General features: G+C 40.9%; 35 protein-coding genes. All 35 read right to left on the reverse strand.

Annotated features, from left to right (window positions below):
- Positions 1–56: 56 nt before the first annotated feature.
- A complete protein-coding gene (locus tag BN1356_RS11815) occupies positions 57–1079 on the reverse strand; it encodes an IS30 family transposase (protein ID WP_141651815.1) in 1023 nt (340 codons plus the stop codon).
- Between the two features lie 148 nt (positions 1080–1227).
- A complete protein-coding gene (locus BN1356_RS11820; RefSeq protein WP_245620349.1) occupies positions 1228–1929 on the reverse strand; it encodes a hypothetical protein in 702 nt (233 codons plus the stop codon).
- Positions 1930–2171: 242 nt separating this feature from the next.
- Positions 2172–2558 carry a 50S ribosomal protein L17 gene (rplQ, locus tag BN1356_RS11825; RefSeq protein ID WP_093651583.1) on the reverse strand — a complete coding sequence of 129 codons (387 nt, stop codon included), beginning with the start codon at positions 2556–2558 and terminating at the stop codon, positions 2172–2174.
- A 14-nt stretch (positions 2559–2572) separates the two neighbouring features.
- Positions 2573–3511, reverse strand: a complete 939-nt coding sequence (locus BN1356_RS11830; RefSeq protein WP_093651584.1) for a DNA-directed RNA polymerase subunit alpha — start codon at positions 3509–3511, stop codon at positions 2573–2575.
- Positions 3512–3554: 43 nt separating this feature from the next.
- A complete protein-coding gene (rpsK, locus tag BN1356_RS11835) occupies positions 3555–3938 on the reverse strand; it encodes a 30S ribosomal protein S11 (protein WP_093651585.1) in 384 nt (127 codons plus the stop codon).
- Between the two features lie 17 nt (positions 3939–3955).
- On the reverse strand, positions 3956–4321 hold the full coding sequence (rpsM, locus tag BN1356_RS11840) for a 30S ribosomal protein S13 (protein ID WP_093651586.1): 366 nt from the start codon (positions 4319–4321) through the stop codon (positions 3956–3958).
- A gap of 18 nt (positions 4322–4339) precedes the next feature.
- Positions 4340–4456: a 50S ribosomal protein L36 gene (gene rpmJ, locus BN1356_RS11845; protein ID WP_093651587.1), complete on the reverse strand. Its 117-nt coding sequence runs from the start codon at positions 4454–4456 to the stop codon at positions 4340–4342.
- A gap of 24 nt (positions 4457–4480) precedes the next feature.
- Entirely contained in the window at positions 4481–4699 is a 219-nt protein-coding gene (gene infA, locus BN1356_RS11850; protein WP_002936627.1) for a translation initiation factor IF-1, read from the reverse strand.
- Positions 4700–4819: 120 nt separating this feature from the next.
- Positions 4820–5461 (reverse strand): adenylate kinase, encoded by a 642-nt coding sequence (locus tag BN1356_RS11855; RefSeq protein ID WP_093651588.1) that lies wholly within the window; start codon positions 5459–5461, stop codon positions 4820–4822.
- A gap of 143 nt (positions 5462–5604) precedes the next feature.
- Positions 5605–6915 (reverse strand): preprotein translocase subunit SecY, encoded by a 1311-nt coding sequence (gene secY, locus BN1356_RS11860; protein WP_093651589.1) that lies wholly within the window; start codon positions 6913–6915, stop codon positions 5605–5607.
- 13 nt (positions 6916–6928) lie between these two features.
- On the reverse strand, positions 6929–7369 hold the full coding sequence (rplO, locus tag BN1356_RS11865) for a 50S ribosomal protein L15 (protein WP_093651590.1): 441 nt from the start codon (positions 7367–7369) through the stop codon (positions 6929–6931).
- A gap of 134 nt (positions 7370–7503) precedes the next feature.
- A complete protein-coding gene (rpmD, locus tag BN1356_RS11870; RefSeq protein ID WP_093651591.1) occupies positions 7504–7686 on the reverse strand; it encodes a 50S ribosomal protein L30 in 183 nt (60 codons plus the stop codon).
- Between the two features lie 13 nt (positions 7687–7699).
- On the reverse strand, positions 7700–8194 hold the full coding sequence (gene rpsE / locus BN1356_RS11875) for a 30S ribosomal protein S5 (RefSeq protein WP_093651592.1): 495 nt from the start codon (positions 8192–8194) through the stop codon (positions 7700–7702).
- Positions 8195–8211: 17 nt separating this feature from the next.
- Positions 8212–8568, reverse strand: a complete 357-nt coding sequence (rplR, locus tag BN1356_RS11880; protein ID WP_093651593.1) for a 50S ribosomal protein L18 — start codon at positions 8566–8568, stop codon at positions 8212–8214.
- Between the two features lie 92 nt (positions 8569–8660).
- Positions 8661–9197 (reverse strand): 50S ribosomal protein L6, encoded by a 537-nt coding sequence (rplF, locus tag BN1356_RS11885; RefSeq protein ID WP_093651594.1) that lies wholly within the window; start codon positions 9195–9197, stop codon positions 8661–8663.
- A gap of 296 nt (positions 9198–9493) precedes the next feature.
- Entirely contained in the window at positions 9494–9892 is a 399-nt protein-coding gene (gene rpsH, locus BN1356_RS11890) for a 30S ribosomal protein S8 (RefSeq protein ID WP_093651595.1), read from the reverse strand.
- Positions 9893–10003: 111 nt separating this feature from the next.
- Positions 10004–10189, reverse strand: coding sequence for a type Z 30S ribosomal protein S14 (locus BN1356_RS11895; RefSeq protein ID WP_002936651.1), 186 nt, complete (start codon positions 10187–10189; stop codon positions 10004–10006).
- 14 nt (positions 10190–10203) lie between these two features.
- Positions 10204–10746 carry a 50S ribosomal protein L5 gene (rplE, locus tag BN1356_RS11900; protein WP_093651596.1) on the reverse strand — a complete coding sequence of 181 codons (543 nt, stop codon included), beginning with the start codon at positions 10744–10746 and terminating at the stop codon, positions 10204–10206.
- A gap of 23 nt (positions 10747–10769) precedes the next feature.
- Positions 10770–11075: a 50S ribosomal protein L24 gene (rplX, locus tag BN1356_RS11905; RefSeq protein ID WP_093651597.1), complete on the reverse strand. Its 306-nt coding sequence runs from the start codon at positions 11073–11075 to the stop codon at positions 10770–10772.
- 73 nt (positions 11076–11148) lie between these two features.
- Positions 11149–11517 (reverse strand): 50S ribosomal protein L14, encoded by a 369-nt coding sequence (gene rplN / locus BN1356_RS11910; RefSeq protein ID WP_018166206.1) that lies wholly within the window; start codon positions 11515–11517, stop codon positions 11149–11151.
- 24 nt (positions 11518–11541) lie between these two features.
- Positions 11542–11802 (reverse strand): 30S ribosomal protein S17, encoded by a 261-nt coding sequence (gene rpsQ / locus BN1356_RS11915; RefSeq protein WP_093651598.1) that lies wholly within the window; start codon positions 11800–11802, stop codon positions 11542–11544.
- 23 nt (positions 11803–11825) lie between these two features.
- On the reverse strand, positions 11826–12032 hold the full coding sequence (gene rpmC, locus BN1356_RS11920; protein ID WP_093651599.1) for a 50S ribosomal protein L29: 207 nt from the start codon (positions 12030–12032) through the stop codon (positions 11826–11828).
- A gap of 9 nt (positions 12033–12041) precedes the next feature.
- Complete coding sequence (gene rplP / locus BN1356_RS11925) at positions 12042–12455, reverse strand: 50S ribosomal protein L16 (protein WP_093651600.1); 414 nt, start codon at positions 12453–12455, stop codon at positions 12042–12044.
- Positions 12456–12458: 3 nt separating this feature from the next.
- Positions 12459–13112 carry a 30S ribosomal protein S3 gene (rpsC, locus tag BN1356_RS11930; protein ID WP_093651601.1) on the reverse strand — a complete coding sequence of 218 codons (654 nt, stop codon included), beginning with the start codon at positions 13110–13112 and terminating at the stop codon, positions 12459–12461.
- A 12-nt stretch (positions 13113–13124) separates the two neighbouring features.
- Entirely contained in the window at positions 13125–13469 is a 345-nt protein-coding gene (gene rplV, locus BN1356_RS11935; RefSeq protein WP_093651602.1) for a 50S ribosomal protein L22, read from the reverse strand.
- A 15-nt stretch (positions 13470–13484) separates the two neighbouring features.
- The gene (gene rpsS, locus BN1356_RS11940; protein ID WP_000533766.1) at positions 13485–13766 is read right to left on the reverse strand and encodes a 30S ribosomal protein S19; all 282 of its coding nucleotides are present in this window, start codon (positions 13764–13766) and stop codon (positions 13485–13487) included.
- A gap of 91 nt (positions 13767–13857) precedes the next feature.
- Complete coding sequence (rplB, locus tag BN1356_RS11945; RefSeq protein WP_093651603.1) at positions 13858–14691, reverse strand: 50S ribosomal protein L2; 834 nt, start codon at positions 14689–14691, stop codon at positions 13858–13860.
- Positions 14692–14708: 17 nt separating this feature from the next.
- Positions 14709–15005, reverse strand: a complete 297-nt coding sequence (locus BN1356_RS11950) for a 50S ribosomal protein L23 (protein ID WP_018166199.1) — start codon at positions 15003–15005, stop codon at positions 14709–14711.
- The gene (rplD, locus tag BN1356_RS11955) at positions 15005–15628 is read right to left on the reverse strand and encodes a 50S ribosomal protein L4 (protein ID WP_093651604.1); all 624 of its coding nucleotides are present in this window, start codon (positions 15626–15628) and stop codon (positions 15005–15007) included. The genes BN1356_RS11950 and rplD overlap by 1 nt, the downstream gene beginning before the upstream one ends.
- A 24-nt stretch (positions 15629–15652) precedes the next feature.
- Positions 15653–16279, reverse strand: a complete 627-nt coding sequence (rplC, locus tag BN1356_RS11960; RefSeq protein WP_093651605.1) for a 50S ribosomal protein L3 — start codon at positions 16277–16279, stop codon at positions 15653–15655.
- A 102-nt stretch (positions 16280–16381) separates the two neighbouring features.
- Positions 16382–16690 carry a 30S ribosomal protein S10 gene (rpsJ, locus tag BN1356_RS11965; protein ID WP_093651606.1) on the reverse strand — a complete coding sequence of 103 codons (309 nt, stop codon included), beginning with the start codon at positions 16688–16690 and terminating at the stop codon, positions 16382–16384.
- Between the two features lie 230 nt (positions 16691–16920).
- Positions 16921–17487 (reverse strand): nucleotidyltransferase family protein, encoded by a 567-nt coding sequence (locus BN1356_RS11970; protein ID WP_245620350.1) that lies wholly within the window; start codon positions 17485–17487, stop codon positions 16921–16923.
- A gap of 115 nt (positions 17488–17602) precedes the next feature.
- On the reverse strand, positions 17603–18217 hold the full coding sequence (locus BN1356_RS11975) for an HAD-IA family hydrolase (protein WP_093651607.1): 615 nt from the start codon (positions 18215–18217) through the stop codon (positions 17603–17605).
- A gap of 9 nt (positions 18218–18226) precedes the next feature.
- Entirely contained in the window at positions 18227–19225 is a 999-nt protein-coding gene (gene ruvB / locus BN1356_RS11980) for a Holliday junction branch migration DNA helicase RuvB (protein WP_093651608.1), read from the reverse strand.
- A gap of 209 nt (positions 19226–19434) precedes the next feature.
- Positions 19435–20346, reverse strand: coding sequence for a helix-turn-helix domain-containing protein (locus BN1356_RS11985; protein ID WP_093651609.1), 912 nt, complete (start codon positions 20344–20346; stop codon positions 19435–19437).
- Positions 20347–20364 lie beyond the last annotated feature (18 nt).

The raw sequence follows: 20364 nt of genomic DNA on the forward strand, positions 1-20364 counted from the left end.
TTCGCATGTTGTCAAGTCAAGTGCAACAAGTTGATTGATAACTAGAGATCCAGAGGTTAAGCTATTTGGGCTATCCCAAATAGGAATTTTGAAGATTGGTATTGAAGAAGTCGTCTCGGGCGCTCATTGATGGCTGTGATATAGTTGTCAAGTTCTTCAGAGGTTAGTGAATTAAAAGAGTTTCCTTTAGGGATATATTCTCTGAGGAGACCATTGAAGTTCTCATTTGTACCTCTCTCATGTGAAGAATATGGATGTGCAAAGTAAACATCAACAGCTTCCAAGTCTGAGAGTAAACTAAATTCAGAACCATTATCAGCTGTAATGGATGCAATAGGATACTGACTTGTAAGTTGTTTGACAGCACAATTAATGGTATGGGACTGTTTGTCTTCTAGCTTAACTCCTAGTGCATAGCGTGTCTGGCGCTCTACCAAAGTCAAAACAACAGCTTCACCTTTGGTTTTCTTTCCAAGAACCAAGTCAATCTCCCAATGACCAAATTCAGAACGGTCATTGATACACTCAGGACGTTCTTCGATAGACTGACCTAAAGTTTTCTTATTCGTCTTAATGACTGGCTTAGAACGTTTCCTGATACTGACCATCTTAGGTAAATCGATTGGTTTTATAACTAACAGCCCCTCTTTGATATAGCGATAAATGGTTTTGGTAGAGGGAACAACCTCCTCAGGATGATTTGCTTTATAAGTCTGAACGAAACTATCTACGCTATGGAGACGAATTTTAGCTTTCAAGGCATATCCTAATTGCTCAATGAATTTAGCGGAGCAGTCATTCAACTTGAGATAAGAGCACTTTTGACGATTGGATTCATAGACACGCTGTCCGCTATCAGCGAAATAGGCACTGAAATAGGTACGTTTCCCATTCTTATCCTGTACCTGATCCACCGAACCACGTTTGATTTCTCGACTGATTGTCGACCGGTGACGACCTAGAAGACGAGCGATTTCAGCCGGTTTCTTTCCCATTTTAAGATAAGCAGCCATTTCGCCACGTTCCGAGGCTGAGAGATGAGAATAGGTTGATTTTTTGGTAGAATGAGTGTTGGACATGTTCATCTGCTTTCTATACTGAGTTGGGGAATTCTAGTATATCAGACGAACATGTCTTTTTTGTTGCACTTCATTTTACAACGCGGGTCTTTTTTAAAATATATTTGGTTTTTTTAAGACTGGGGAGGGAGCTACTCCCCCCCAGCTCTTAATCTTGAAAATCCGAGAGGTGGACTTTCAATTCCTGAAGCATTTTACTGCGACCTTTGAAACGTTGTCCGCTAATGAGTGACTGGTATTTGATCTGGTCCGATGGCCCTAAGGTGTTACGATAACTTTCTAGCATATCCTGCAAGAGGACTTTTTCATCACTGAGAAGACCATCTTCAGCGACTAGGTGACTAAGTTCAGTGATGTCTTCGTGGTTCATACGATCAAACTTACGCTTTTGGCTTTCTTGGCGGCGGACTTTATCCTTGACATAGTTACGGAACTTCACCTTGAAGTAGGTATAGAGGCGAATGGCTTCTTTTTCGATACCAGGTTCCTGTTGGAGCAACTGATGCAAGATAATCATCCCCTCTTGGTCCCAATCACTTTTGTCCCATAGTTTTATGTAGTATTCCCGACGCGTTTTATGTACAATCCCTTGGACACTACGGTAAACTTCTTCAAATCTCATAACGTTCTCCTTTTCTTTATCCTTGACATAGTTACGGAACTTCACCTTGAAGTAGGTATAGAGGCGAATGGCTTCTTTTTCGATACCAGGTTCCTGTTGGAGCAACTGATGCAAGATAATCATCCCCTCTTGGTCCCAATCACTTTTGTCCCATAGTTTTATGTAGTATTCCCGACGCGTTTTATGTACAATCCCTTGGACACTACGGTAAACTTCTTCAAATCTCATAACGTTCTCCTTTTCTTTAAACGAGTATAGCTGAATACAGGTCTTTCAGAAAGGACATTTTTGGCATGTGAAAAACGCCTGCTTACGAAATAATTTCTATTTTGAAATTATTTCGTAAACAAGCGTTACGTTTTTTCATTATGATGATGAGTGTTACCGCCGATTAAATCGGCGGTAGACCAGAGCTAGACTAAGAATCTGAATAGATTCCATCATCATAACACTCAACAAAATTGATGATTTTATACAAGTTCGATAATCGCCATTGGTGCAGCGTCACCACGACGTGGTTCAGTCTTAAGAATACGAGTGTATCCACCATTGCGTTCTGCATAACGAGGTGCAATTTCTGAGAATAATTTTTGAAGAGCAGTTGTTGATGTATATTTATCAGTTGCTTCATCAAAGTTTTCAGATGCAATTTCGTTACGAACATATGCAGCAGCTTGACGACGTGCGTGTAAATCGCCACGTTTACCAAGTGTAATCATTTTTTCAACTGTTTTACGGATTTCTTTAGCACGAGCTTCAGTTGTAACGATTGATTCGTTGATCAAAAGGTCAGTAGTCAAATCGCGCAACATTGCTTTACGTTGTGAGCTAGTGCGTCCTAGTTTACGGTATGCCATTAGTTCCTCCTATATTATTTATCTTTTTTTAATCCTAGACCAAGATCAGTCAATTTAATTTTAACTTCTTCTAAACTCTTACGTCCAAGATTTCGAACTTTCATCATTTCAGGCTCAGTTTTCTCAGTTAAATCAAAGACAGTATTGATTCCTGCGCGTTTCAAACAATTGTATGAACGAACAGATAAATCCAATTCTTCGATTGTACGATCCAACATTCTATCGTCTGAAGCTGGTTCGGTTTCTTTCATTACTTCTGCTGATTTAGCAATATCTGTAAGATCTGTGAAGAGACCTAGATGTTCCATCAGAATACGCGCTGAAAGACCAAGTGCGTCTTCAGGAATAGTCGTGCCGTTAGTCATGATTTCAAGTGTCAATTTGTCAAATCCATCGTTGCTACCAACGCGAGCTGGTTCAACTTGATAGTTGACTTTTACAACTGGCGTGTAGATAGAATCTACTGCCAATGTACCCACTGGAGCTTCATCTTTTTTGTTTCCTTCAGCTGGTACATAGCCACGACCTGTATTAACAGTCAGTATCGCTTTAAAGCTTGCACCTTCACCGAGGGTAAAAAGATAATGGTCAGGGTTTACAATTTCAATGTCGCTGTCTGTCAGAATGTCCCCTGCAGTTACTTCTGCTGGTCCTACTACATCAAGTTCAATTGTCTTTTCGTCTTTAACATAAGATTTTACTGCGATGCCTTTAATGTTCAAAATAATTTGCATAACATCTTCACGGACACCTGGAATAGTATCAAATTCGTGGAGAACACCGTCAATCTTAATTGCTGTTACTGCAGCACCTGGTAGTGATGCAAGAAGTACACGACGAAGCGAATTACCAAGAGTTGTGCCGTAACCACGTTCGAGAGGTTCAACAACAAATCTTCCGTAATCTTTATTTTCATCAATTTTTGTTATAGTTGGTTTTTCAAACTCAATCATTTCTTACTCCCTCTAAACGAAAAGCTGTGTATCGTTTGTATGATTATACACGGCGACGTTTTGGAGGACGAGCACCATTGTGTGGTACAGGAGTCACATCACGAATTGCTGTTACTTCAAGACCAGTGGCAGCAAGAGCGCGGATAGCAGACTCACGACCTGAACCTGGGCCTTTTACTGTAACTTCAACTGTTTTAAGACCGTGTTCTTGTGCAGATTTAGCAGCTGCTTCTGAAGCCATTTGTGCAGCGAATGGTGTAGATTTACGAGAACCTTTGAAACCAAGAGCACCAGCTGAAGACCAAGCAAGAGCATTACCATGCACATCAGTAATCATAACAATAGTGTTGTTAAATGTTGCGTGAATATGTGCAATACCAGATTCGATATTCTTTTTCACACGACGTTTACGTGTTGGTTTAGCCAATTTTTCTACCTCCTATTTTATTTTTTCTTACCAGCAATCGCAACAGCTTTACCTTTACGAGTGCGAGCATTGTTTTTAGTGTTTTGTCCACGGACAGGAAGTCCACGACGGTGACGGATACCACGGTATGAACCGATTTCCATCAAACGTTTGATGTTGAGGTTAACTTCACGACGAAGATCACCTTCGACTTTGATAGTATCTACTTCGCGACGGATTGCATCTTCTTGATCAGATGTAAGGTCCTTCACGCGGATATCTTCTGAAATACCTGCAGCAGCAAGAATTTTTTTAGATGTTGCGAGACCGATACCGTACACGTAAGTCAATGAAATCACTACACGTTTATCATTTGGAATATCTACTCCACCAATACGAGCCATTTGTTCTCCTTTCTATTATTAACCTTGACGTTGTTTGTGTTTTGGATTTGCTGGGCAAATAACCATAACACGACCATGACGACGAATTACTTTACAGTATTCGCAAATAGGTTTGACCGATGGTCTTACTTTCATGTTTAATCCCTCCAAGTATTTCGATTATTTAAAGCGGTATGTGATACGTCCACGTGTCAAATCATATGGACTAAGTTCGACAGTAACACGGTCACCGACCAAAATACGGATGTAGTTTTTACGGATTTTACCGGATACAGTTGCCAAAACTTGGTGGCCATTTTCCAACTCAACAGTAAACATAGCATTTGGCATGGTATCAACTACCTTGCCTTCAATTTCAATCACATCTTCTTTTGCCATGCAAAAGTTTCCCCCTCTAAATTTCGATTTGATGCCCTCTGAACACAGAGGTAACAATTATAAGTCAGACTAGGCTATTTTATCACTTTCTATTTGAAAATGCAAGCCAAATCAATTGAATTACACTAGATTTGATAAAACTTTATCAATATCAGAAAAGACTATTTCAATGTCCTGATCGCCTTCAATATCATGGACCAATCCTTTTTCACGGTAGTGAGCAATAATCGGATCACCTTGTGCCATGTTCACTTCCAAGCGACGTTTGACAGATTCTGGTTTGTCATCTTCGCGTTGATAATAATCATTTTCGTTGTATCCAGCTGCCGGTGGGTTGAAAACCTTGTGGAAGGTTTCGCCAGTTTCTTTATGGATAATCCGACCACTCAAGCGTTCCAAGAGTTTAGATGAATCAATTTCGATATTGATAACACCTTGCAATTGAATTCCAAGATCAGCAAGGGCTGCATCCAGAGCATGAGCTTGTTCAATAGTGCGTGGATAGCCGTCTAAAAGGAATCCTTTTTCTTTTATATCAGCTTGTCCCAACCGTTCTTTAACGATACCATTAGTAACTTCGTCAGGAACGAGATCCCCTTTATCAATATAAGATTTGGCCAAAAGCCCCATATCAGTCTGATTCGCCATAGCTGCTCGGAACATATCACCAGTAGAAATGTGGGCTACACCAAATTTCTCAACAATTTTTGCTGCCTGTGTACCTTTTCCGGCACCCGGCAAACCCATAATCAAAAGATTCATGATAACTCCTTTAAAGATTCTAAACAATGCCACTTGTTTTTCAGTTTATTAGTTGTAGTTTTGCTTTTGCTTTCACATAAGTTTACCCGTCTGACAAACTTATCTAAAAACAAAATAGAAGGTTGACAACGTCAACCTGTATTCTATTCTGTAATGTCCATAAAACCAACATATTTCCTCTTCAAGAGATAACCTTCCAACTGTTTGATCCCTTCAAGACTAGTCATGATAATGATAATCAAACTAGTACCGAGGAATGAAATGTTAGAAGAAAGTCCTAAAAGATTCTGAGCAAGAATTGGTAATAGAGCAACAAATCCAAGGAAAAGTGCACCAACAGTTGCCAAACGCTTCAAGAGTTTTGAGAAGTAAACTTCTGTCCCATTACCTGGGCGAACACCATGGATATAGGCACCACTCTTTTGAAGATTTTCAGCAGTCTTTTCAGGATTTACTTGCACAAAAGTATAGAAGAAGGTAAAGAGAATGATCAACAAAGCATACACAATCATACCTTTTACTGATGTATAGTCAAAGAATTCCTGAAGCGTTGTTAACCAAGAATAGCTCTGATTTTGACTTGCAAAGAATTGTACGATGGAAGTTGGAATTGCTGTAATCGATCCGGCAAAGATGACAGGAATGACACCAGCTGGATTTAATTTCAGCGGTAGATATGAGCTAGAAGGAGCCCCTTGTGCGCGTTTCGTATATTGAATAGGAATTTTATATTCAGCCTGTTGGACAAATGTCGTAAAGTAAACAATGGCCAAGACTGCTATCACAAGGATAAGGACAAAAATAATAGATTCTGTTATACGACTAGCAGCAATATTAACAAAGCGGTCTTCGTAAATTTCAGAAATTGTCGTTGGCAGAGAAGAAATAATCCCTGCAAAGATAATCATAGAGGTTCCATTGCCGTAGCCCTTATCCGTAATTTGCTCACCCAACCAGGTTACAATCATAGAACCTGTAGTCAGGATAGAACCAATCATGACATAAGCCTGCCAGTTGAGTGTCATGGTGGTTAGTTGAGCACCCGATAAGGCGTTCAAACCAGCAGTGATACCGATTGATTGAACAAAGGCTAAAACTAGAGATATGTAACGCGTCGCTTGGTTTAATTTACGACGACCAACTTCACCTTGCTTGCCCCATTCAACGAATTTTGGCAAGATATCCATTTGTAAAAGTTGTACAATGATGGATGCGGTGATGTATGGGCTAACCCCAAGAGCAAAGACCGAGAAGTTTTTGAGGGCATTACCAGATACCAAACTCAACATATTTAAGAATGGAAGATTAGAAAGAGCTTCTAAACTTTTAGCGTTGACACCAGGCACTGTAATGTGAGTTCCAACTCGGAAAACGAAAAGTATAAAAATAGTGAAGAAAATTTTACTTCTTACATTTTTAACTTTTAAAGCATCTCTTAATAGTTTGAAAAACATAGGCGGCCACCCCTTAGATGACTTCTACAGAACCACCCTTTGAAGTGATTGCTTCTTCAGCTGTTTTAGAGAATTTAGCAGCTTTCACTGTCAATTTCTTCGTCAATTCCCCGTTACCAAGGATTTTAACACCTGATTTTTCTGCACGAACAATACCAGCTTCTTTAAGAACTACTGGAGTTACTTCAGTGCCATCTTCGAAGATGTTCAATTGATCAAGATTCACAACAGCATATTCTTTCGCATTGATGTTTGTGAAACCACGTTTTGGAATACGACGGAACAATGGAGTTTGTCCACCCTCGAAACCGAGACGTACACCACCGCCACTACGAGCTTTTTGACCTTTTTGACCACGACCAGATGTTTTACCATTACCTGATGAGCTACCACGACCTACACGGTTGCGAACTTTACGTGAACCTTCTGCAGGTTGTAATTCATGAAGTTTCATTATTTATTTCTCCTTATTTGTAAAATGCTAGCGCCTTTCAACTGGGTAAGGCCTCAGCTGAAAAACTCGCCTATACGATTGACTTTAAGTCGCAAGGATATTTCCATGCGACTTAAGCCCGTTTTATCTTTTATTTACTTAACTTCTTCAACAGTTACCAAGTGAGAAATAGCGTTCACCATTCCCAAGATAGCTGGATTGTCTTCTTTAACGACTGAAGAATTCAACTTGCCAAGACCAAGTGCCACAACAGTTTTACGTTGTGATGGAATACGGCCGATTGGAGACTTCGTCAAAGTAATTTTAATTTGAGCCATGAGTTCCCCTTTCTTAAGCCAAATCTGAAACAGAGATACCACGAAGCGCGGCAACTTCTTCAGCACGTTTTAATTGTTTCAAGCCTTCAACTGTTGCACGAACGATGTTGATTGGAGTGTTTGAACCAAGTGATTTAGATGTAATATCTGCAACACCTGCCAATTCGATGACGGCACGAACTGCACCACCAGCAGCAACTCCAGAACCTTCAACAGCTGGTTTCAACAATACTTTTGCTCCACCGAATTCTGAAAGAACTTCGTGAGGAATTGTTGTACCAACCATTGGTACTTCGATCATGTTTTTCTTAGCAGCTTCAACTGCTTTACGGATAGCTTCTGGTACTTCTTGAGCTTTACCAGTACCAAAACCTACACGTCCGTTACGGTCACCAACAACCACAAGAGCTGCAAAGCGAAGACGACGTCCACCTTTAACAACTTTTGTAACACGGTTGATGGCTACTACGCGTTCTTCAATTTCAACTGCGTTATCTTTAAATGCCATTTCTTAGTGTCCCCCTATTAGAATTTCAATCCGTTTTCACGAGCTGCGTCAGCCAAAGCTTTCACACGTCCGTGATAGAGATATCCACCGCGGTCAAAGACCACTTCAGAAATACCTTTAGCGACTGCGCGTTCAGCAACGAGTTTACCTACAACAACGGCTTGTTCTGACTTAGTTCCTTTTGAAACTTCTTTATCAAGAGTAGAAGCGCTTGCGAGCGTTACACCCGCTACGTCATCAATCACTTGAGCGTAGATGCCTGTATTAGAACGGAAAATGTTCAAACGTGGGCGAGCAGCAGTTCCAGAGAGTTTTCCGCGAACGCGACGATGGCGTTTTTGGCGGACTTTGTTTTTATCTGGTTTTGAAATCACAATTTTCACCTCTTAATGATTAGTATGTCTCTATGAGACGAGTTGTTTTTAGAAATAATTGGAAGTGGCAAAGCAAGGTCTGCCAGAACCTATTATTTACCAGTTTTACCTTCTTTGCGGCGAACAAATTCACCAACATAGCGGATACCTTTACCTTTATATGGTTCAGGAGCACGAAGGCTACGGATGTAAGCTGCTGTTTGACCAACAACCTCTTTGTTAACACCAGACACATGGATAAGTGTTGGTGATGGCACTTCAAATGTAATGCCTTCTGGCGCAATCACTTCATCCGGGTGTGATTTACCAACTGCAAGTGTCAATTTGTTACCAGCCAATTGAGCACGGTAACCGACACCACGCATTTCAAGTTCTTTTTTGAAGCCTTCAGAAACACCAACAACCATGTTGTTAAGGTTAGCACGGCTAGTCCCGTGGATAGTCTTCATTTCTTTTGAATCGTTTGGACGGTGAAGCGTTACTTCTGCACCTTCCACACGGATTTCGATAGTTGTAGGGAATTCACGAGTGAGTTCACCCTTAGAGCCTTTTACAGTCACCACGCCGTTGTTTTGAGAAATCTCAACACCAGCAGGCAAAGTAATCACCTTATTACCAATACGTGACATATTTATTTTTCTCCTGTTAAATTGTCAGGCCGATAAACGACCAGTTTTCACGGGGTAACTCATGATACAAAGGGCGTATAAAAGCCAAAGTGAAAATAGGAAACTTGACGAAGAAGCTTTAGCTTCTAGGAACGTTTATCTTTTTCATACCGGCTTTAGCCCGTGTTCAAATGAGTGTGTTTGTGCATTTTGTAGGTTTCTAGTCCTAGATGTGTCTAGGCAGAAGGAAGTAGGCTATACTGGCGTACGACAAAACCTCCTAAGACCGACACATAACGGAATTGGAAGGCACAAAATTACCAAACGTATGCGATAACCTCACCACCAAGGTTCTTTTGACGAGCTTCTTTGTCTGTCAAGAGACCTTCAGATGTAGAGATAATAGCGATTCCGAGTCCATTAAGAACTTTAGGAATATCATCGCGTTTTGAATAAACACGAAGACCTGGTTTTGAGATACGCTTCAAGTTGGTGATAACACGCTCACCGTTTGTTCCGTATTTCAAGAACACACGGATAATACCTTGTTTGTCATCTTCGATGAATTCAACGTTTTTTACAAAACCTTCGTTTTTAAGGATTGTAGCAATCCCTTTTTTGATGTTTGATGCAGGTACTTCAAGTACTTCGTGTTTCACTTGGTTAGCGTTACGAATACGTGTTAAAAAGTCTGCAATTGGGTCAGTCATAACCATTGTTTATTTCTCCTCTTACTAGCAGTTTGATCAAATCACTTGCTAGTTAATGTTGCCCTATGGGCAGTGCAAAGTTAGACTTTGCTAGTTTAATGCTGATGCATCATCAAATTACCAAGATGCTTTTGTTACGCCTGGGATTTGTCCAAGGTAAGCCAAGTCGCGGAAGCATACACGGCAAAGTTTGAATTTGCGGTATACTGAGTGTGGACGTCCACATTTCTCACAACGTGTATAAGCTTGTGTCGAGAACTTAGCTGGGCGTTTGTTTTTAGCAATCATAGATTTTTTAGCCATTTATTCTCTCCCTCTTATTTCGCAAACGGCATTCCAAGGCCAGCAAGCAAAGCACGTGATTCTTCGTCAGTGTTAGCAGTTGTAACGATAACAATATCCATACCACGAGTTTTATCAACGTCATCGAAGCTGATTTCTGGGAAGATCAATTGCTCTTTCACACCAAGTGTGTAGTTACCACGTCCGTCAAATGACTTTGTTGGAACACCGTGGAAGTCACGTACACGAGGAAGTGATACTGAAACCAATTTGTCCAAGAATTCATACATACGTTCGCCACGAAGAGTGACCTTCGCACCAATCGCTACCCCTTCACGAAGACGGAAGCCGGCGATAGATTTCTTAGCTTTTGTGATAAGTGGTTTTTGACCTGAGATAAGTGCCAATTCTTCAGCAGCTTTCTCAAGGTTTTTGGCGTTAGAAACAGCGTCACCAACACCCATGTTCAAAACAATCTTATCAACTTTTGGTACAGCCATAACTGATGAGTAGTTGAATTGTTCTGTCAAAGAAGGAACTACTTCATTAAGATATTTTTCTTTTAAACGATTTGCCATTATACTTCTCCTTTCCTTCGTGATTAATCAAGCACTTCGCCTGATTTTTTGTTGTAGCGAACTTTTTTGCCGTCTACAAGTTTGTAACCAACACGGCCCGCAATACCATTTTTATCAAGAACTTGAACGTTTGATACATGGAGTGGAGCTTCTTTTTCAACGATAGCACCTTGAGGGTTTTCGTTGTTTGGCTTTTGGTGTTTCTTGATGATATTTACACCTTCAACAACCACTTTGTTAGCTTTTGGAAGTGCTGTTACGACTACAGCTTCAACGCCTTTGTCCTTACCAGCGATTACGCGAACTTTGTCGCCTTTTTTTACAAACATTTTTTTCTCCTATAATTCTTACGCCCGAATGGGCACCCTGCATCAGGAATGCAGGGGACTTAGTTTGTGTTCATTAAAGTACTTCTGGTGCCAATGAAACGATTTTCATGAAACCGCCGTCACGCAATTCGCGTGCCACTGGGCCAAAGATACGAGTTCCGCGAGGGTTTTTGTCTTCACGGATGATAACTGCTGCATTTTCGTCAAATTTGATGTAAGAACCATCAGCGCGACGAGCACCTGTTTTAGTACGAACGATAACTGCTTTAACAACGTCACCTTTTTTAACCGCACCACCAGGAGTAGCTTGTTTTACTGAAGCAACGATCACATCACCGATGTTTGCAAATTTACGTCCTGAACCACCAAGAACTTTGATTGTCAAGATTTCACGTGCGCCACTGTTGTCAGCAACTTTCAAACGAGTTTCTGTTTGAATCATATTCGTTTTCTCCTTTCAGTTTGATTAAATGACAACTGCTTCTTCCACAACCTCTACAAGACGGAAACGTTTTGTAGCTGAAAGTGGACGAGTTTCCATGATACGAACGATATCGCCTTCTTTGGCAGTATTGTTTTCATCATGTGCTTTGTATTTTTTAGAGTAGTTGATACGTTTACCATAGACTGGGTGATTACGTTTCGTTTCAACTACAACTGTGATTGTTTTGTCCATTTTGTCAGACACTACACGTCCAAGAAGGACTTTACGATTATTGCGTTCCATTGAAATTCTCCTTCCCTAGTCTATTATTTGTTTTCAGATTGCACTGTTTTGATACGTGCAATTTGCTTTTTAACTTCGTTCAAACGAGCAGTTTGCTCAAGTTGACCAGCAGCAGCTTGGAAACGAAGATCGAAGAGTTCTTTCTTCAACTCGTTTTCCTTCTTAGCAAGTTCTTCTTGAGAAAGGCCACGAAGTTCTTTAACAAAATCTTTAATTTCTTGAAGTTTCATGTCTTCTCCTTATTCTGCTTCACGTTTTACGAATTTAACTTTGACTGGTAATTTGTGGCCAGCAAGACGGAATGCTTCGCGTGCGATTTCTTCAGAAACGCCTGCAACTTCAAACATTACTTTGCCACGTTTAACTGGTGATACCCAACCTTCTGGAGCACCTTTACCAGAACCCATACGAACACCGATAGCTTTCGCAGTATATGATTTGTGAGGGAAGATTTTAATCCAAACTTTACCACCACGTTTCATATAACGAGTCATCGCGATACGAGCTGCTTCGATTTGACGGTTTGTAATCCATGAGCTAGTAGTAGCTTGAAGGCCATATTCACCAAATGATACTTCTTTACCACCTTTAGCTTCACCGCGCATTTTTCCGCGGAATTCGCGACGGTGTTTCACACGTTTAGGTACTAACATTTGTTATTTGCCTCCTTTAGCGTCTTTACGAGCTGGGAGAACTTCACCACGGTAGATCCAAACTTTAACGCCGAGTTTACCGTATGTTGTCAAAGCTTCTTCCCAAGCATAGTCGATATCAGCACGAAGGGTATGAAGAGGAACAGTTCCTTCTGAGTAACCTTCAGCACGGGCGATATCTGCACCGTTCAAACGGCCAGAAACCTGTGTTTTGATACCTTTAGCACCAGCGCGCATTGCACGTTGGATGGCTTGTTTTTGAGCACGACGGAAAGCAACACGTTGCTCCAATTGACGAGCAATTGATTCACCAACAAGGTGAGCGTCCAAATCTGGAGATTTGATTTCGATGATGTTGATGTGTACTTGTTTTCCAGTCAATTTGTTCAATTGTGCGCGAAGTGCGTCAACATTTGAACCAGCTTTACCGATAACCATACCAGGTTTAGCTGTGTGCACACTTACGATCACTTTATTTACTGCACGTTCGATTTCAATAGTAGAAATCGCTGCGTCAGCCAATTCTTTTTTGATAAAGTTACGGATTGCAAGATCTTCATGAAGGTAATCCGCGTATTCTTTTTCAGCATACCATTTGGCATCCCAATCACGGATGATGCCGACACGCATACCAATTGGATGTACTTTTTGTCCCACGTTTTTACCTCCTTAATTTTCTGCCACAACTACAGTGATGTGAGCTGTGCGTTTGTTGATTGGTGAAGCTGAACCTTTTGCACGAGGACGGAAACGTTTAAGAGTTGGTCCTTCGTTTGCGAAAGCTTCGCTAACTACCAAGTTAGCTTTTTCCAAACCAAAGTTGTTTTCAGCGTTAGCTACTGCTGACATCAAGACTTTTTCGATGATCCCAGCTGCTTTGTTTGGAGTGAATTTTAAAATTGCGATTGCATCTGCTACACTTTTGCCACGGATATTATCCAAGACAAGACGTGATTTACGAGGTGAAACACGTACTGTGCGAGCAACTGCTTTAGCTGAAGTAATTTCTGCCATTGTGTTGTCCTCCTATTACTTTCTACGTGTTTTCTTGTCGTCTGCAGCGTGACCTTTGTAAGTACGTGTTGGTGCGAATTCACCAAGTTTGTGACCTACCATGTCTTCTTGGATGTAAACAGGAACATGTTTACGTCCATCATAAACTGCGATTGTATAGCCGATGAAACTTGGGAAAATCGTTGAACGACGTGACCAAGTTTTGATTACTTTTTTCTTTTCGTCATTTGCTTGAGCTTCAACTTTTTTCATCAAATGCTCATCGACGAAAGGTCCTTTTTTAAGACTACGTCCCATTTTGTAGTTTTCTCCTTTAAAGTATGTACCACAACGGCTTGCTAGTCAAACTAGCTACCGAGTTGGCGGATGTTAAGAGGCTAATTTAACCTTATTTTTGGTTGCGACGACGAACGATAAGTTTGTCTGATTTAGCCTTCTTGTTACGAGTTTTAAGACCAAGCGCTGGTTTACCCCAAGGAGTAGATGGCGCTTTACGTCCAACTGGTGCTTTACCTTCACCACCACCGTGTGGGTGATCGTTAGGGTTCATTACAGAACCACGAACTGTTGGGCGGATACCTTTCCAACGGCTACGTCCTGCTTTACCAAGGTTCACCAATCCATGTTGTTCGTTACCTACAGTACCGATAGTTGCACGACAAGATGCCAAGATCATACGAACTTCGCCAGATTGAAGACGAACAAGAACATATTTACCTTCTTGACCAAGTACTTGTGCAGATGCACCAGCAGCACGAACTAACTCACCACCACGACCTGGTTTCAATTCGATGTTGTGTACAACAGTACCAACTGGAATGTTCGCCAATGGAAGTGCGTTACCGACTTTGATGTCAGCATCTGGACCTGAGATGATACGTTGCCCAACTTCAAGACCTTTTGGAGCAAGGATGTACGCTTTCACACCGTCAGTATAATGAACAAGAGCGATGTTAGCTGTACGGTTTGGATCATACTCAACAGTCTTAACAACCGCTTCGATACCGTCTTTGTTCCGTTTGAAGTCGATCAAACGGTAGTGACGTTTGTGTCCACCACCGTGGTGACGAACTGTGATACGACCATTGTTATTACGGCCTGCTGTTTTCTTCAAAGAAACAAGCAATGATTTCTCAGGTGTGCTTGTTGTGATTTCAGCGAAATCCAAAGAAGTCATGTTACGACGGCCATTTGTCGTTGGTTTATAAACTTTAATACCCACGTTAATTCCTCCTTTGATTATTCAGCTTCAGCTGCAAACAACTCGATTGCTTTAGAATCAGCTGTAAGAGTAATGATAGCTTTTTTAACTTTGTTTGTGCGACCTACATAACGTCCAACACGTTTTGTTTTAGGTTTCACATTGATTGTGTTTACGTTAGCTACTTTAACGCCTTCAAAAGCTGCTTCAACAGCTTGTTTGATGAGGAGTTTGTGTGCACGAGTATCCACTTCAAATACATATTTGCCTGCTTCAAGTTGGCCCATTGAGCTTTCTGTGATTACAGGTTTTTTGATAACATCATACAAATTCATTATGCAAGAACCTCCTCGATCTTAGAGATAGCTGCTTGAGTTACAAGAAGTTTGTCTGCGCTTGTGATGTCCAGTACACTTGCAGTTTCAGCAGTTGCAACTTTCACGTTTGGAAGGTTACGAGCTGAAAGAGCTGCAAATTCGTTGTCTTCATCAAGAATAACAAGGACTTTTGAATCAATGCTCAAGGCTGCAAGAACTTTTGCAAATTCAGCAGTTTTTGGAGCTGCAAATTCAAGAGAGTTAACAGCTACAAATTTGTTGTCAGCAACTTTTTCTGAGTAAACAGATTTAAGTGCTAAACGACGAACTTTTTGTGGAAGTTTGTAAGCGTATGAACGTGGAGTTGGTCCGAAGACTACACCACCGCCACGCCATTGTGGTGAGCGAATAGAACCTTGACGCGCACGTCCAGTTCCTTTTTGACGCCATGGTTTGCGTCCACCGCCACGTACTGCTGAGCGGTTTTTAACTGCATGAGTACCTTGACGAAGACTAGCGCATTGACTGATGATGACATCGAAAACAACAGCTTGGTTAGGCTCGATAGCGAATACTGCGTCGTTCAAAACAACTTCACCAGCTTCTTTACCGGTTTGATCAAATAATGTTACATTTGCCATTTCGACTGATTTCCCCTTTCCTTATTATTTAGCAGCTTTAACTGCTGTCTTGATAGTGATAAGAGATTTCTTAGCACCTGGTACGTTACCTTTGATAAGGATAACGTCCTTTTCTGGAACAACTTGTACCACTTCAAGGTTTTGAACTGTTACACGGTTACCACCCATGCGCCCTGCCAAGCGTTTGTTTTTGAAAACGCGGTTAGGAGCAACAGGTCCCATTGACCCTGGACGACGGTGGTAACGAGAACCGTGAGCCATAGGACCACGTGATTGACCATGGCGTTTTATAACACCTTGGAAACCTTTACCTTTTGAGGTACCCGTTACATCCACAACATCTCCGGCTACGAATGTATCTACAGTGATTTCTGCACCAACTTCCAAGCCTTCAATGTTTTTAAATTCACGAATGAAGCGCTTAGGAGCTGTGTTAGCTTTTGCTACATGGCCTTTGGCAGGTTTGTTACTCAATACTTCGCGTTTGTCGTCGAAACCAACTTGAACAGCTTCATATCCGTCTGTTTCAAGAGTTTTCACTTGAAGCACAACGTTTGGAGTTGCTTCGATGACAGTTACAGGGATAAATTCACCAGCTTCAGTGAAGATTTGAGTCATTCCCACTTTTTTCCCTAAGATTCCTTTTGTCATGAGAAAATATTTCCTTTTCTTAATAATTTTAAAAGTTTTTTATGAGCGTTTTTGTGCTCAAAAAAGTTTTTAAGGAGCGTTTTTTGTGCTCCGTATCAAATCTTACAATTTGATTTCTACGTTAACACCACTTGGCAAGTCCAATTTCATCAAAGCGTCAACTGTTTTTTGAGTTGGGTTGATGATATCAACAAGGCGTTTGTGTGTACGCATTTCGAATTGCTCACGAGAGTCTTTGTACTTGTGAGTCGCACGAATGATTGTGTAAAGACTGCGGTCAGTTGGAAGTGGAACTGGTCCAGCAACTGTCGCACCTGTGCGCGTTGCAGTTTCTACGATTTTAGCAGCAGCTGTATCAAGTGTACGGTGCTCGTACGCTTTCAAGCGGATGCGGATTTTTTTGTTTGCCATCTTATTCTCCTTTTCGTCTATTTAAGATAATAGGCTAGCTCCGCAAGAAAACCAACAGGCAGTTGCGTGGCAATGCAACCGAGCGTGTCGCAACCTCTTGCATCAAAGCTAAAGCCGTATTTTTACGGCACCGTAGTAGTATAACAAATGAGAGCCACCATTGCAAGGATTTTGAATAATTTTTTCAAAAAAAAAAAGAAAGGACCTGCTCAAATTAACAGATCCCTTCACTATTCACAGTAGATAGAGAGTTGTGGCCACTTGATAAACCAGTCCTTCTTAGCCAACCTTCTTTTGTAAATAGCCAGCTGTTCTTGATCTTCTTTAAAAGTAGGCGTCGGACGGATTTCAAAAGAGCGGATACTATCTAGACCATAGGGACAAAAGAGTTCTAATTGACCAAGAGCATCCAATCGAAGACCAATAGCTGTACAAGTTTCAGGGTATCTAGACATGGCATCTCGAGAACTCGTGTAAGGTTGTGTATTGGGATTATAGCGATGCATATATACCTGATTTCTCACCTCCCAGCGATAGTCAGGGTAAGACTCTTTCAGTTTTTCTTCTATAATATTCGTATCTTCCCATGTCAACTTCTGGTCGTAGAAAATAATGTCTACATCTGTTTGCCAATCAAAACCTGGTTTGTCTGATAAAATATTCCAGATAAAGTTGCGGACAACCCCCGCACAGAGCCAAGAGTCTTTTAAATCTAGTTCTTGAAGTATCTTCAAAATCGTTTGAATGTCCTTGTCACTGGCAAGAGAATGAAGGATTTGATTTCGTGTCATTGTCATGTCGTTATTATATCACAATGACAAAGAAAGAAGCCCATCTTCTTGAGACCGGCTTCTTTCAGGAGATATATGAAAAAGAATGTATTGATTATAACGAGTTTTCCTTAACCTTTCCTTAAAAAAGGCCTAGAATATCGGACAAGCAGATAATTTTTTGATTTTTTTCAATCGTATCAACTACTAGGTTAATAGACCCGATTCCAGCGCGTAAGGCCGTTTGGACATCTAAAAGTCGATCGCCTACATAATAGGTAGAGTCTTTTTCAAGTCGGTAGGTTTCAATTAAATAATTAAGAGCCTCGGGATCTGGTTTGCGGGCAAAGCCCGAATCAGCTGTTAGAACTTCTTTGAAATAGGTAGCTATCCCTAAGTTTTGCAATAATTGATGTGTATTTTTACCTTTGTGAGTGTAGACAAAATTTGAAATCCCCTGTTCCACTGTCCAATCCAGCACGTCACGCGCACCTGGCATAAGATGAATGGCCGCATTTTTCTCACGGAGGGAATTGGCTCGAAAGGCCTGCATGTCATCGTAGTCCAAACCTTCTTTATCCGCTACTTCCTTGATTAAATCTTTGACAGAGAATTTTAGAATGTATTCTTTAATGGCTGGTCTGTCAAAATCTAGGCCAAAATGCTCATAGGTTTCTTCTAGACCTGCAAGGATAGCATCATATGAATCAAAAAGAGTGCCGTCTAAATCCCAGATGAAAGCTATATTTTTCTCCATCATAGCCTCCTACTTGTCTTGATAAGGATAACCGAGATGCTCGTAGGCTTTGGCTGTCGCTAGACGACCTGTCCGAGTCCGCATGATGAAGCCTTTTTGAATCAAGTAGGGTTCGTACATATCCTCGACCGTGTCGCGTTCTTCTGCGATATTGACAGAGAGAGTGCCCAGACCTACCGGACCGCCTCCGTAGACTTCAATCATGGTCTTAAGAATCTTTTGGTCTACATAATCCAAGCCTTCACGGTCTACATCCAGCATGGAGAGAGCCTTGTCCGTAATCGCATCATCAATGAGTCCGTCACCAACAATTTGGGCAAAATCTCGCACGCGCTTCAGAAGTCGGTTGGCAATCCGAGGAGTCCCACGAGAACGGCGAGCTAATTCTATGGCAGCCTCATGTGTAATCTCCATTTCAAAGATGTCTGCCGTCCGCTCAACAATTTCGGTCAAATCATCCAGTTCATAGTATTCCATATGGCCGGTAATTCCAAAACGAGCTCGTAGGGGATTGGACAACATACCCGCCCGTGTTGTAGCACCGATGAGGGTAAAAGGTGGTAAATCTAAGTGGACAGATCGACTGGCCTCTCCAGCTCCAATCATGATGTCAATATAAAAATCTTCCATCGCCGAATAGAGAATCTCCTCCACAGCCATGGGCATGCGGTGGATTTCATCAATAAAGAGAACATCCCCTGGCTCTAAGTCATTAAGGATAGCCACTAAGTCTCCAGCTTTTTCGATAACTGGACCACTGGTTTGTTTGATGTTCACACCCAGTTCATTGGCAATAACAAAGGCCATGGTTGTTTTCCCCAAACCTGGAGGTCCAAAAAGTAGAGCATGATCCAGTGCCTCATCTCGCATTTTTGCGGCTTCGATGAAGATTTTCAGTTGCTCTTTGACCTTGTCCTGACCGATATATTCATTTAATTTCTGCGGACGAAGGGTGCGCTCAACCACTTCCTCATCGCCCATTAATTCTTTGTCTAAAATTCTGTTCATGGTCTTATTATAGCAGAAAATGAAAAAGATAGGGAGAGGGCCCTATCTTTGTAGATTATAGAGTTAAATTAGAACCACCATATTCCCCAGCCACCAGAACTCGCAATCATTGTTGTAAAAAACTTAAACATTTTCATAATCTCCTTTTGTTTTATGAGATTATTATAGATTTATCTAAGGTTTTTCAACATGACAAAAATGTCTACAAACTAACTGCTCTTACTATCGCTTTCCCATTCATTTTCAATTTTTTCAAGAAGATTTGGATCCCCAATCATTCCCGCTGATAACTTCGCAGCTTCATAAAGTTGTTCTGCATCTTTTTTGTTCTTATCAACATATAATTTATACTTCCAACTTATCATCTTCAAAATCGGTAATTTTTGATAATCTTGAGTCCTGTTCATGATTTGTTCAATAGTTTGAATAAATGCTGGAATGCAATCATTCTGTTCTTTAGAACCTGCAACACCAACCATCACAAAAAGGACATCTCTCAAAATGAATAAATCTTTAGGTCTAACAACATTCACCTGACAAGGCAAAGTCTTCAACAAATGCTGGAAAACTGCATTCTCCTTAGGAAATTTACTTAATTCTGTCATTCGTGCATGTTCTAAAAACAGACGAATCATCAACAGCTCATTGATACTGTAGGCATCTTTGTGTGAAATTTGGAAAAAATATTCTTCCAAGATTTCTTTTCCATATATAGCTTCACTGGTATCATGCACATCAAAAAAGGATTGAATGGTATCAACCGCAAGTTGCTCTTCCTCTGGCAAATCATCATAATAGTTATCATAAATTTCAGTTAATATCTGATCCCGCCAGTCAATCTTCTTGTTTTCCCCATAAGTGGGAGTTCGAAGGATATCATACTTTAAATTGAGATAATCTTCAGGCAAGTCGACATAATCTGGCATCAGCTCATATAACGACATCCCCAAACCAGTTGCTATAAATGTTATCTTTGTAAAGGTAGGTTTTGACTCCCCACTTTCAATTCTCGCCAACTGTCTTATGGAAAATTCAGTTTCATCGCCACACATAGATTCTCTTGTGATTCCTTTGCTCTCACGAAGTGAACGTACCCTTTTGCCAAACTCTTTATTATCCACAACTACTCCTTAGTAAAT

The sequence above is a fragment of the Streptococcus varani genome (assembly GCF_001375655.1).
Classification (GTDB): Bacteria; Bacillota; Bacilli; order Lactobacillales; family Streptococcaceae; genus Streptococcus; species Streptococcus varani.

What these genes read in the sequence shown, in the direction of transcription:
- BN1356_RS11815 (WP_141651815.1), bottom strand. Translation starts at nt 1,079, where the DNA reads ATGTCCAACACTCATTCTACCAAAAAATCAACCTATTCTCATCTCTCA.
- rpmC (WP_093651599.1), bottom strand. Translation starts at nt 12,032, where the DNA reads ATGAAACTTCAAGAAATTAAAGATTTTGTTAAAGAACTTCGTGGCCTT.
- rplC (WP_093651605.1), bottom strand. Translation starts at nt 16,279, where the DNA reads ATGACAAAAGGAATCTTAGGGAAAAAAGTGGGAATGACTCAAATCTTC.
- secY (WP_093651589.1), bottom strand. Translation starts at nt 6,915, where the DNA reads ATGTTTTTCAAACTATTAAGAGATGCTTTAAAAGTTAAAAATGTAAGA.
- infA (WP_002936627.1), bottom strand. Translation starts at nt 4,699, where the DNA reads ATGGCAAAAGAAGATGTGATTGAAATTGAAGGCAAGGTAGTTGATACC.
- rplE (WP_093651596.1), bottom strand. Translation starts at nt 10,746, where the DNA reads ATGGCAAATCGTTTAAAAGAAAAATATCTTAATGAAGTAGTTCCTTCT.
- rplD (WP_093651604.1), bottom strand. Translation starts at nt 15,628, where the DNA reads ATGGCAAATGTAACATTATTTGATCAAACCGGTAAAGAAGCTGGTGAA.
- rpsE (WP_093651592.1), bottom strand. Translation starts at nt 8,194, where the DNA reads ATGGCATTTAAAGATAACGCAGTTGAAATTGAAGAACGCGTAGTAGCC.
- BN1356_RS11830 (WP_093651584.1), bottom strand. Translation starts at nt 3,511, where the DNA reads ATGATTGAGTTTGAAAAACCAACTATAACAAAAATTGATGAAAATAAA.
- rpmJ (WP_093651587.1), bottom strand. Translation starts at nt 4,456, where the DNA reads ATGAAAGTAAGACCATCGGTCAAACCTATTTGCGAATACTGTAAAGTA.
- rplF (WP_093651594.1), bottom strand. Translation starts at nt 9,197, where the DNA reads ATGTCACGTATTGGTAATAAGGTGATTACTTTGCCTGCTGGTGTTGAG.
- BN1356_RS11970 (WP_245620350.1), bottom strand. Translation starts at nt 17,487, where the DNA reads ATGACAATGACACGAAATCAAATCCTTCATTCTCTTGCCAGTGACAAG.
- BN1356_RS11820 (WP_245620349.1), bottom strand. Translation starts at nt 1,929, where the DNA reads ATGAGATTTGAAGAAGTTTACCGTAGTGTCCAAGGGATTGTACATAAA.
- BN1356_RS11950 (WP_018166199.1), bottom strand. Translation starts at nt 15,005, where the DNA reads ATGAATTTGTATGATGTTATCAAAAAACCTGTAATCACAGAAAGCTCA.
- rpsJ (WP_093651606.1), bottom strand. Translation starts at nt 16,690, where the DNA reads ATGGCAAACAAAAAAATCCGCATCCGCTTGAAAGCGTACGAGCACCGT.
- BN1356_RS11855 (WP_093651588.1), bottom strand. Translation starts at nt 5,461, where the DNA reads ATGAATCTTTTGATTATGGGTTTGCCGGGTGCCGGAAAAGGTACACAG.
- rpsS (WP_000533766.1), bottom strand. Translation starts at nt 13,766, where the DNA reads ATGGGACGTAGTCTTAAAAAAGGACCTTTCGTCGATGAGCATTTGATG.
- rplO (WP_093651590.1), bottom strand. Translation starts at nt 7,369, where the DNA reads ATGAAACTTCATGAATTACAACCTGCAGAAGGTTCACGTAAAGTTCGC.
- rpmD (WP_093651591.1), bottom strand. Translation starts at nt 7,686, where the DNA reads ATGGCTCAAATTAAAATTACTTTGACGAAGTCTCCAATCGGCCGTATT.
- rpsQ (WP_093651598.1), bottom strand. Translation starts at nt 11,802, where the DNA reads ATGGAACGCAATAATCGTAAAGTCCTTCTTGGACGTGTAGTGTCTGAC.
- BN1356_RS11895 (WP_002936651.1), bottom strand. Translation starts at nt 10,189, where the DNA reads ATGGCTAAAAAATCTATGATTGCTAAAAACAAACGCCCAGCTAAGTTC.
- rplQ (WP_093651583.1), bottom strand. Translation starts at nt 2,558, where the DNA reads ATGGCATACCGTAAACTAGGACGCACTAGCTCACAACGTAAAGCAATG.
- ruvB (WP_093651608.1), bottom strand. Translation starts at nt 19,225, where the DNA reads ATGAACAGAATTTTAGACAAAGAATTAATGGGCGATGAGGAAGTGGTT.
- rplP (WP_093651600.1), bottom strand. Translation starts at nt 12,455, where the DNA reads ATGTTAGTACCTAAACGTGTGAAACACCGTCGCGAATTCCGCGGAAAA.
- rpsH (WP_093651595.1), bottom strand. Translation starts at nt 9,892, where the DNA reads ATGGTTATGACTGACCCAATTGCAGACTTTTTAACACGTATTCGTAAC.
- rplV (WP_093651602.1), bottom strand. Translation starts at nt 13,469, where the DNA reads ATGGCAGAAATTACTTCAGCTAAAGCAGTTGCTCGCACAGTACGTGTT.
- rplN (WP_018166206.1), bottom strand. Translation starts at nt 11,517, where the DNA reads ATGATTCAAACAGAAACTCGTTTGAAAGTTGCTGACAACAGTGGCGCA.
- rplX (WP_093651597.1), bottom strand. Translation starts at nt 11,075, where the DNA reads ATGTTTGTAAAAAAAGGCGACAAAGTTCGCGTAATCGCTGGTAAGGAC.
- BN1356_RS11975 (WP_093651607.1), bottom strand. Translation starts at nt 18,217, where the DNA reads ATGGAGAAAAATATAGCTTTCATCTGGGATTTAGACGGCACTCTTTTT.
- rpsM (WP_093651586.1), bottom strand. Translation starts at nt 4,321, where the DNA reads ATGGCTCGTATTGGTGGAGTAGATATTCCAAATGATAAACGTGTAGTG.